At 56.0% G+C, this 10,043-nt stretch carries 7 protein-coding genes, 1 tRNA gene and 1 pseudogene; 2 read left to right on the top strand and 7 right to left on the bottom strand.

Going from position 1 to position 10,043, the window contains the following annotated elements:
* From RSSM_RS34950 to RSSM_RS23695, 6 genes and pseudogenes are all read right to left on the bottom strand, one after another.
* A pseudogene (locus RSSM_RS34950) lies at positions 1–217 on the bottom strand (hypothetical protein); the annotation flags it as partial.
* Between the two features lie 222 nt (positions 218–439).
* Positions 440–1,978 (bottom strand): NAD(P)/FAD-dependent oxidoreductase, encoded by a 1,539-nt coding sequence (locus tag RSSM_RS23715; protein WP_008685426.1) that lies wholly within the window; start codon positions 1,976–1,978, stop codon positions 440–442.
* Positions 1,978–2,946: a radical SAM protein gene (locus tag RSSM_RS23710; protein WP_008685425.1), complete on the bottom strand. Its 969-nt coding sequence runs from the start codon at positions 2,944–2,946 to the stop codon at positions 1,978–1,980. The genes RSSM_RS23715 and RSSM_RS23710 overlap by 1 nt, the downstream gene beginning before the upstream one ends.
* A 30-nt stretch (positions 2,947–2,976) precedes the next feature.
* Complete coding sequence (locus tag RSSM_RS23705; protein WP_008685423.1) at positions 2,977–4,314, bottom strand: asparagine synthase-related protein; 1,338 nt, start codon at positions 4,312–4,314, stop codon at positions 2,977–2,979.
* Between the two features lie 140 nt (positions 4,315–4,454).
* Positions 4,455–4,537 (bottom strand) — tRNA-Ser (locus tag RSSM_RS23700).
* Between the two features lie 91 nt (positions 4,538–4,628).
* Positions 4,629–5,882 (bottom strand): ATP-binding cassette domain-containing protein, encoded by a 1,254-nt coding sequence (locus RSSM_RS23695; protein ID WP_008685421.1) that lies wholly within the window; start codon positions 5,880–5,882, stop codon positions 4,629–4,631.
* 167 nt (positions 5,883–6,049) lie between these two features.
* Here RSSM_RS23695 and RSSM_RS23690 point away from each other — a divergent pair, with 167 nt between their 5' ends.
* A complete protein-coding gene (locus tag RSSM_RS23690; protein ID WP_008685419.1) occupies positions 6,050–7,306 on the top strand; it encodes an HlyD family efflux transporter periplasmic adaptor subunit in 1,257 nt (418 codons plus the stop codon).
* On the top strand, positions 7,303–8,571 hold the full coding sequence (locus RSSM_RS23685) for an FtsX-like permease family protein (protein WP_008685417.1): 1,269 nt from the start codon (positions 7,303–7,305) through the stop codon (positions 8,569–8,571). The genes RSSM_RS23690 and RSSM_RS23685 overlap by 4 nt, the downstream gene beginning before the upstream one ends.
* Positions 8,572–8,715: 144 nt before the next feature.
* On the opposite strand, the gene RSSM_RS23680 is transcribed toward RSSM_RS23685, so the two are convergent.
* Positions 8,716–10,035 (bottom strand): DUF1501 domain-containing protein, encoded by a 1,320-nt coding sequence (locus RSSM_RS23680; protein ID WP_008685415.1) that lies wholly within the window; start codon positions 10,033–10,035, stop codon positions 8,716–8,718.
* Between the last annotated feature and the right edge of the window lie 8 nt (positions 10,036–10,043).

The raw sequence follows: 10,043 nt of genomic DNA, 5'->3' as shown, positions 1-10,043 counted from the left end.
GGTCTTCTCCATCAATCGCGACTGCGAGCGGATACTCCGGTGCGGCCGTTTGATCTTTGGGCAGCGATTCCTTCTTCGGCTCATCGGCACGCAATATACTGCCCAGCGTGCTTACGGAGACGATGCCCAGTACCCACATTACGATGAAAAACGGCCTAAAGTCGCTTCGCCGCGATTTCGATTCGCAGCCAAGTTGATAATTACGCAGTGATGTCATTGAAAGGTTGTCCTAGCGGGTCAATACGCTCGCGGGAGAAGAATCGCTACATGATAGCCTGCCCATACGCGAAAGTGGGACACGGTTATGGTACATCGATGCGGTGTAGATGTTCTGACACCGGCCGCGAACAGATGCCCGGAACTTCCAAGGGGTCAGAAACGCATTGAACGCATATTTGATCGCCGAGGTACCGTGCGATGGAAACACAGCGTCGTTTGGCTACACGGTTTTGTCCGACGGAGCCGTATGGTGGTAGAGATTCTGCTTTTCCGGGTTCAGTAGACCGGCTTGATTGAATGGTGCCACCGTCTTGCGTATCCAATCGACAGCGTCACGAATCTCGTCCTGGGAAGTCCCTTCGCTCTCGTGCTTCTTTCTCAAATCACGAACGCGTTGAGCAACACTCGCAACGCCCGCGACCAGCTCGCAATGATTCACACTCAGAAAACCGTCGCGTTCGTCTTTCTCGGCCGAAGTCACTACCACGAAGTAGGTCAACGTCGCGGCTGTGAATAACGAAAAATCGAACCTCGCCGCGTAGCACATCGAAACGAGTTCATCGATCCACAGAAGTTCTGAACGCACCTGGTCTGCGTAGGCACCGAGAGATTGATGCGAGGGAAATGGATCGTCCTGTGAGCAGCGTGAGAACATCTCGGCGATCTTCTCCACTGCCGCCAGGGTATGTGCGATCCCGGTGCTGTGAAGCGGGTCCACAAATCCAATTGCCGACGGCAACGCCAACCACTGTGAACCAGCCCCAACGGATCGCAGGAACTGTAACCGCTCACGCACGACCAATCTCGATGGTGCGACCAGATGAGCGTCCGCAAATTGTTTTTGCAGTGTCGGGTACCGTCGCAGGATCGCCTGCCAAGCATCCTCGCCACTACCGTTAGCCAGCGGATTTGCTACAAGCGAGTTACGATCCAAGACGATCCCACAGCTCGTTACTCCGTTGTCGAAACCGAGCTGCCAAACCCAACCTTCGTCAATCAAATGATGCACCGCAGCACGATGGCTCAAGTACGGGTGCGGTTGATCATCGCCACCAGCCCGGACGTACAAATCGTTCCAGTCCTGCAGTTCTTTGAAATGCCCGTAGACCGCTGCGGTATGAGTCTTGAGTCGAGAGGTTTCATCGCTGCTGATAAAGTCGCGTGCAAACACGGACCCCGGACCGCTGGCGTCGATGAGAAACCGAGCAGACAACTCAACGGATGAACGATCTCGAGTCGGCTCAGCATCCGATGCGATGCATCCGGACACAACCCAATCTTCCGATCGCTCGATCCGGTGAACCCGAAAGTTTTCAATCAACCTCACCCCAGAGTCAACCAATTTCGCAGCAATATAGTCGTCCGTTGTCGAACGCAGCCAATGGGTGTCCGCAATGCGATCGTCGGTACTCGCGGCGATCAGCAACTCCGTCGATCGATTCTGACGAGGATGAAAATCCGAATAGGCAGAGTGTTGAAAATAGCTGAAACCACGCTTCAATCCCACGGTCACGTGAGGACGAAGGTCCTGTGCGGTGCCGTACGCGCAAAGCGGTGCGAGCCAGTCCAACTGAAATCGGGAGGCAATGCGTTTGAGTGTACGGTCAGCCAACGGGGTTGAAGACTCACCGATCGCAAACCGCGGGTGGCTGGCTTTGTCGACGACCGTCACTTGATAGCCGAGTTGGCTTAAAACCGTCGCGACTAAACCGCCGCCAAACCCCGAACCGATCACCAGGACGTCTGAATCGACACGCATCAACCACTCACCGGTTCGGTACAGTCACACACAACGGGGGCTTGGAACGTCTGAGTCAGGTTCATGTTTTGAATACGTTGCACGCGAACATCAACACATCGGTCACACGAAGAAAAACGACCCGCGTCCCACAGGTCTCCAAACACCCGATATGCTTTCGGTTCCTTCAAAACGTTGTCGAGAACCGACTCAAGCGATGACAAACGAGGTGGCGTGAACGCACCCTGCTCGGCCAGGAACTCAATTGCACCGTTTCCGGCACGTGTAGGAATCACAGCGATACACCCGACACCACAGTCCGCGGCAAATTCAATCGATTTGACTGCCCACTCAATCCCCTCTTCCTCATCAAGATAGGGCGGACGCAGCAAGACAAAGGCGCGAATGGCTATCGAATTACTAACGAGAAAGTCACAGGCTTCCGCGAACCGCTCCAACGTCATCTGTTTGTTCAATAACGGCAACACTTCCGGGTGTACGGTCTCCAACCCCATCGCAATTTCTAAACGCCCATCGAGCAACTCATTCAGAGCGACACAACTTTGGTTGCACAACGCCGGATGATTCTCGACGACGACCCTATCGAACGGCGAGCACAGTTCCGCGATTTCGCGATAGTCTGTTCTAGGAATTGCTCTGGCATCAAAGAAGTTACCGCTGTTGTACAGTTTGATACTCTTTGCACTCGGCAATCGTTTTAGCGCGTATCGAATTTGCTCTGCGATCGCTCCGGAGTGAACCGGATGATCAAGTGTGTTCTTCCACAAATCACACATCAAGCACCGATAGGGGCACTCGCTGTTGGCCAAGAACACGGTGGCCACATCTTCGATTTCACCGTTCGCGGATCGCTCCTGCTCCACCATGAATGTGTAGGGCCGCGATGATGAAACAACGTTTTTTGATCCGCGAAGACGCAAGATCTCCGCGGTCGTTAGCTTTGTCGTTTCGGAGAAATTTTGAATCATCCGCGATCAAAAACGAGGACACGAGCGCGGCTAGCTGTTGAAGATTTCCGCGAACGCTTGTCGGTACGCCATGGGGTTCTCAGGAAATACCGCTGAGAAATCGTCTTCCGATGTCGTCCCACGTTGAAAACGATTCTTCTCGAATACCGGCATGTTCAAGCCCGTGATCGCATGCACGCCGGCACGCGTCACGCTGCCCTTCAACGCATAAAGTTTTTCGTGATCCCAATTGGTCAAATCGATAAATGGAATCTTCTCGGCGACCTCGATCACGTTCGATGTTGCAAAGGGGCTGAATCCTTCAAACCCAAAACGAGCAGCGGTGGCATAAGTACGAACGTGCCCGCGGCTTTGTCCTCCGGAGTACGTTTGCGAGTGCTTGATTTTGTCCACTCCCCATCCCTCATGGTAGAAGAACGGATTGCCGAGCACGCTGCGAATCGTCAACTCCGGGTTCTCCTCGATCGGGTAGTCCCGCAAGTTTTCGTCGCCGCCGTCGCCATCCAAAAGATATTTCCAATCGGGAAACTGATTTCGGATCTCTCTCAGAACTGCGATCGCCATTGTTGCCGCCTGCACGTCGAGCGGTTTGTAATCCTCGATCGTGCGGATCGCATCCTTGTAATCGAGGCTCGCGGCATCTACCTGGACCGGTTCGAGCAGGTAGTCGATGTCGAGGCTCTTCAGAAATTCGGATGCCTGAACCAGGTCACTGCCGTTCTGGTTGACGGTCAATGTAAACGCCTTCAATCGTTGGGCGTTCTGCCCTCGTTTGAGAAGCGAGTGATACGAGAGCGTCAAAACCGCACCACTGTCCACGCCACCGGAGAACAGCACACCGATCGGTGCATCCTCAGGGATCGAATCGATCCACCGATCAATCTCGTTCGAGAGAGCCCCGATGTATGCGCGGCCGATTTCATCGATGTCGGCAGGTAACTCGTTGGGGTACTGAGTCAGGTATCTCGTGTAAATCGGATTGGGGTCGGGGCAACCAACCAGCGACAATTCCGTCACGTAGTGGGCCGGAACCATCCGGGTATAGGAAGGGTGAAACTGGTCCACGATTCCCTCTTCTTCAAGGTAGTCGCGAATTTCATCCATCCGCTCGGCAATGACCAGCACGGGGCCGGCGGCTTGCTTGGCCAAAAAGTACCGCATCGGACGCCCGATCGACCGAGCCAAACGGACGATCTTGCCGTTTTTATGGACCAAAGCAAACTGCCCATCGATCTCACGCACCCGGTCAGGTTCGCCCGTTCCGACCCGCTCGATTGCATCGTCGATCGACATATTAAAAATAACATTCGATTCCGGATCCAATAGGTTTACCAACCGTTCGACGGTCGCGAACTTCTGATCAGACATCGATATCCTCCGTCGGAAAATTTTTTGGCGTCAGGATAACAGAAAGGTTTCCGGCGGGTTCACAGCACGCCCCATCGAAAGACACACTCAAACGAAAAAAGCCTCTGCGGATCCAAGATCTCGCAGAGGCTTTTTCTGAGCGGAGGACACGGGACTCGAACCCGCAACTCCTTACGGAGCAATTGATTTCGAATCAACCTGCTTGCCAATTCGCTTATCCTCCTTGGCTCCCGTCCGTGGTCGGAGGGAGTGACGTATTTTGACGTCGTCTTCGTAATCGTCAAGACGGGGCGGCCGTCTTCTGCAAAACCTCTTTATTCTGCGAACAGACTGCTGCGGACCTCTTCCTCGAGTGACTTTTGGCTCTCCATGACCTCTCGGAACGTCGCCGCATCGAGACTGTACGTCACCGTGTCGGTTGTCGCGTCGACGTGAGCGTTTCGGGTATCGCCGGTCAGCAGTGCGGTTTCCCCGAAAAAATCGCCCTCTGTCAGCCGTGCCACCTCCGTGAATTCCTTGCTCCCTTGGCCAGCAGGGTCGCTCGGCAAGGGAGGGCGACGGACCACGACCTCGCCTTCGCGAATCAGATAGAAACGGTCTCCCACGTCGCCATAGGTCACAATTCGATCGCCCGGCGCATGTTCTTCCCGCTTCATCTTTCGAGCGATGGTGGTCAACGTGCCGACTGAGACGAGCGAAAACAAATCGCAACGATGCAGCATCTTGCCGAGCAACGCGGCTTCATCGAGGTTAGTGTCTTGTGCAATGTTCCCGAAGTCCATCTTCACGATCCGGTCGGCCACGTCGAGAATCCGGTTATCGTGCGTGACGATGACGATCGCCGTTCCCCGTTCGCGTGCCTCTCTTTGGAACAACTTGACGACCTGGCGTACCGAGTCTTTGTCGAGGGCCGCGGTTGGTTCATCGGCCAGCAGAATCTCGGGCTGGTGCACCAACCCGCGGGCAACCGCCACGCGTTGCTTCTGACCGCCTGAAAGACTCTTGGGTTTGTAGTGAATTCGCTCGCCGAGGCCGACCGCGACCAACATTTCCTCGCACCGCCGATTCTGTTCCTTGCGGGGCGTTCCGTCATTCTGCAGTTCCAACGCCATCCTCACGTTCTGAAGCGCGGTGAGCGATCCGAACAGATTGTGAGCCTGGAAGATGAAGCCCAATCGTTTCCGCATCGCGTTGATTTCGGTGGAACTGGCACCCTTCATCGGCTCGCCGAGAATGTGAATCTGGCCTTCTTGAATCCGCCGGATCGTACCGATTAGCGTCAAAAGCGTGGTTTTCCCCGAGCCACTCTGGCCCGTCATGATGACGATTTCGCCGGACTGAACCTGCAAATTGTTGTCGTAGAGAACCTGTTTTCGAGCGTCACCGGACCCGAAGTAGTGGTTGAGCCCGCAGACGTCAATCAGCGCAGACCCGTCAAAACTGCGATCAGCTTCCACACTTTTTGATTTAAAGCGTTGAAAAAGCTTGCCAGTCGCCGAATCGCGGGCCGATCGAACTGTTTCAGCAGGGTCAGTCTTGCCGTTTTCGCGGTTCACGCTGTCTTTCATGTAACGGGAATAGTAAAAAGCGGTGCGACTACGTTAATTTACCTAGGAGCATACGGTACAGACTTTTCGTCATTTTGCACCGCTTGTCCCCATTCTGAATTAATCTATCCGGTTAGGTATGGGCTTTTTCTGATTCCACTCGTTTTCTTCCGGTCCCCTGAATTTCCATGCGGTCTCCCACCACTCCCAGCTCTCTGCTGATCGGCTCGCTGCTCGCCGTGTTTTGCGGGTTGGCGCATGTTGGTTGCGATTCCCAATTCTCGAAAATCATCTCCGGCAACCGGTCGAACGCAAACACCGCGATTTCCGCTGAACAGGCTAGCCAGTCCGAATCCTCCGAAGTCCACGCCCAAGGCCAACTCGAACCGCTCGGCGGTGTTCTTTCGGTCATCGCACCTCCCGGTGACCGTGTTGCGGAGTTAGCGGTTCGCGAAGGTGACCAGGTAAGCGCAGGCGATTTGCTCGTTCGTCTCGAGAGTTTGCGGGCGAAGAACATCGAACTCGACGTCGCCGAGACCAAACTCGCCGAAGGCAAAGCCCGCCTGAAAGCAGAAAAGGCGGCCGCTGAGGCTCGATTGAAAGTCGCTCAGATGAAGCTCCAGCAGGCGCAAACCCAACTCGAGCAGGCGCGAGCCAAACTCGAAATTGCGGAAGGCCCCGGTGGCAGTTTGGACCTACTTCGACGTGCCGCGGAACTCGGCGAACGGAAACTCGACCGTCTTCGCAACGCGTCCGACAATCCGTCGACCCAGCGTCTCGTTTCGGCAGATAAGCTCGAAGAGGAATCGCTAAAAATCAGCGAAACCCGTGCCCAATACGAGGCCGCACGCATCGACGCCCGCAATGCAATCGAGAACGCAGAACTGGGCGTTGCGGCGGCCAAGCAGGACATCGAAGCTGCCGAGAAAGCGTTTCAGGCGGCCCAGGCGTCGGCCTCACTGGAATCACTCGAGAAGCAAATCGAGTTACTGCGTCTGAACCTCGAAACGGCAAAACTCGTCAGCCCCATCTCCGGTCGCATTCTCAAGATCGACACGATGCCGGGGCAAGCCACCACGACCATGCCTCTGATGCACATGGCCGATACCAGCCAAATGATCTGCACGGCGGAAGTGAACGTCGCAGATCTCGATCGCATCGAAGTCGGACAAGAAGCCAAAATTGAAAGCTCTGGACTAGCAAACGACCTCCGTGGCACGGTGCTGCGGGTGCATTCCCTGATTGCCAAACCGTCCATGCCGAGTCCGTTCCCGATGGAACCGGTTGATCGTCACACGGCAGAAGTCACCATTCAGGTTTCGCCGGAACACAACGCCATCGCCGCCGAACGGATCCGTATGCAGGTGGAAGTAACCATCTACACGCCGGTCGATGACAGCGTCTCTGATGCTGCGGCGAGCGACGATGAACCGACATCGACATGAGTGCGGACGCGTCGGCAACGTCGAAAGTAACTCCCGGTGCAACGACCGCTGCGTCTTCCCAGACGACTAAACATCGGGGAAGGCCCGGCCGACGGACCTCGCTCGCGTGGAAAAACCTCACGGATGCTCCGGTTCGAACGGCGGTCTCGATCGGCGGAATCGGATTCGCCATCCTGCTCATGTTCATGCAGTTGGGCTTTCTCGGCAGCGTCGGTGACACCGCCACGGTCGTCTTGAGCCGGATGAAGTGCGACATCATCGTGCGGTCAAAGGACTACCTCAACGTCTATGACCCGACCTCGGTGCCAGGCGATCTGCCGCAGTGGCTCGAGAGCATTCCGGAAGTCCGGTCCGCCGTGCCACTCGACATCGGTGTCACCGTATGGCAGAGCCCAGAGGATGAGTCCTTTCGTGCGATTGCATTGATGGGAATCGATCTAGATGATCCGGCTTTCGACCTTCCCGAACTAACGCCACAGGTACGGTCTCAATTGCGGCCCCAGGGTTCCGTGTTGATCGACGACGCAAGCCACAAGAGTTTTGGACCTAAGAATAAGATCAAGTTTGGGGAACTCGATTTTGGCACCACAACTGATGTCGCCGGCAGTCCCGCAACGATCAAGGGCACGTTCTTCATGGGCACGGGGTTAGCCGCAAACGGGGCGTTGCTCGGAACCCGCGAAACTTTCGATGCACTGACCCCCGGCCCACGAGGAAACCGCGTTTCTCTGGTATTGCTTTCCCTCGAAAATCCAGAGGCCCTCGAACAAGGTCTCCATGCGGTCGAGCAGCGTCTGCGATCGCTTGGCGGTCCCGCATCACAAGCCAAAGCGATGACGCTCGATGACGCGATGCAGTCCGAAAGGCAACGTTGGTACTATCAAACACCGATCGGCATGATCTTTGGCATCGGGGTCGTGTTAGGCGTCGTCGTCGGTGGCGTGATCAGTTACATGGTGTTGGCGTCCGACGTGATGGCTCACCTGAGTGAGTACGCGACTCTCAAGGCGATCGGGTACAGCAATTCTTTTCTCGTAAAGACACTGTTGACCCAATCAACGCTTCTCGCGTTGCTCGCGTTCCCGCCCTCACTGTTGCTCGCCTGCCTGCTCTACTACGCAACGTCGTACTACTCGAGCATTCCGATCCGAATGACGTGGACGTGGATCGGAGTCGTACTCGCGCTAACGCTATTCATGTGCAACGCCGCCGGTGTGTTCGCGTTACGCAAACTGCTCAAAGCAGAACCGGCGAGCCTTTTCTAGAGCATTTGGGGATCCGACGTGTCCGATCCCTGTATCTGAATTCGCCACAATTCATGCCACCGAAATCCCGCCCACCGAATTCACGCCACCGACGCCTCGCGACATCGGCTACGTCATTTTCAGAAACGCTGCAGCTCCGATCAGCTATGCGAACAGAGCGTCGATCACCTTGCCGTTGCGAACCAATGTGATCGGACGACCGGTGTCAGACTGGAACTCTTTGGTCGGATCGATGCCGAGGTTGTGATAGAAGCTCGCGGCCACATCATCCGGCGAAATCGCATCGTGTCGCGGAGCCGCCGCCGTATCGTCGCTTTCGCCGATGACCTGCCCGCCCCGAACGTTCCCACCGGCCATCAACATGAACATGCAACGTGGATAGTGATCTCGACCACCCTCGGCGCTCCGCGAATTGATCTTCGGAGTCCGGCCGAACTCGCCCGTCACCATGACGGCCGTCGATTCGAGCAACCCACGCTGCTCCAGACCGTTCAACAGTCCGCTCAAACCATTGTCGAGTTTGGGAAGCAGGTTCGTCTTCAGCTTTGTAAAGTTGTCCTGGTGCGTATCCCACCCGCCCAACTGCAGCGAAACAAAGTTAACTCCCGATTCGACCAATCGAAGGCTCAACAGACAACTTTGGCCGAACGCATCTTCACCGAACTGGGCACGGAAGCTCTCGGGTTCCTTGCTGATATCGAAAGCCTTTCTGGCTCGAGGGGACGTGATCATGGCGTACGCCTGCTCGCCAAAGCGAGACAAGCCTTGCAGCAATTGGTCGTCGGCTTCGAGGTCCGCGAATCGCCGGTCGAGACGCTTGAGTAATTCCTGGCGCCGTGAGACTTCGTCAACCGTCAAATCGCCTGGCAACGCAATCCCACGGACCGAGAATGGCTTGCCAAATTGCGGCGTCGCCTTCGTCTCCAACGCTGCGTTTTGCAAACCCAAGAATCCAGGCCCGTGACCGGCTTTGGGGATCGCGACATGCGGTGGGATATTCACATCGGCAAGCCGTTCCGCCGAAACCACCGATCCGAAACTCGGGAACGATAGCGCTGGAATCGGCCGGCTACCGGAGTTGACGTATTCGCGACCGAGTTGGTGCGCGGCCAATGTATGGGACACACCGCGGAGAATCGCATACTTGTCCGCCACGGTAGCGAGTTTCGGCAGATGCTCCGAAATCTGAACGCCCGGGACGTTGGTATTGATCGGACGAAACGCACCCCGCACCGCATCAGGAGCATCTGGCTTCAGGTCAAACGTGTCCATGTGAGACGGACCGCCGACGAGTTCGATGAAAATCGCTCGCCGCGCCCCGTGAGGTGCCACCTCTCCCGCGTTCGCCATCTGCATCCAGTTCGGCATCGACAATCCGCCGATCCCGACCGCACCGGTTCCGAGCGCACCCAATCGAATAATGTCTCGGCGACGAACGCCATCACAGGTTTTGTGAAATCGCATGTTTGATC

Origin of the sequence: Aporhodopirellula sallentina SM41 (assembly GCF_000346505.1) — a bacterium.
In the GTDB taxonomy this organism is placed as follows: domain Bacteria; phylum Planctomycetota; class Planctomycetia; order Pirellulales; family Pirellulaceae; genus Rhodopirellula; species Rhodopirellula sallentina.
This window is presented reverse-complemented; position numbering and strand designations above follow the sequence as displayed.

What these genes read in the sequence shown, in the direction of transcription:
- RSSM_RS23715 (WP_008685426.1), bottom strand. Translation starts at nt 1,978, where the DNA reads ATGCGTGTCGATTCAGACGTCCTGGTGATCGGTTCGGGGTTTGGCGGC.
- RSSM_RS23710 (WP_008685425.1), bottom strand. Translation starts at nt 2,946, where the DNA reads ATGATTCAAAATTTCTCCGAAACGACAAAGCTAACGACCGCGGAGATC.
- RSSM_RS23705 (WP_008685423.1), bottom strand. Translation starts at nt 4,314, where the DNA reads ATGTCTGATCAGAAGTTCGCGACCGTCGAACGGTTGGTAAACCTATTG.
- RSSM_RS23695 (WP_008685421.1), bottom strand. Translation starts at nt 5,882, where the DNA reads ATGAAAGACAGCGTGAACCGCGAAAACGGCAAGACTGACCCTGCTGAA.
- RSSM_RS23690 (WP_008685419.1), top strand. Translation starts at nt 6,050, where the DNA reads ATGCGGTCTCCCACCACTCCCAGCTCTCTGCTGATCGGCTCGCTGCTC.
- RSSM_RS23685 (WP_008685417.1), top strand. Translation starts at nt 7,303, where the DNA reads ATGAGTGCGGACGCGTCGGCAACGTCGAAAGTAACTCCCGGTGCAACG.
- RSSM_RS23680 (WP_008685415.1), bottom strand. Translation starts at nt 10,035, where the DNA reads ATGCGATTTCACAAAACCTGTGATGGCGTTCGTCGCCGAGACATTATT.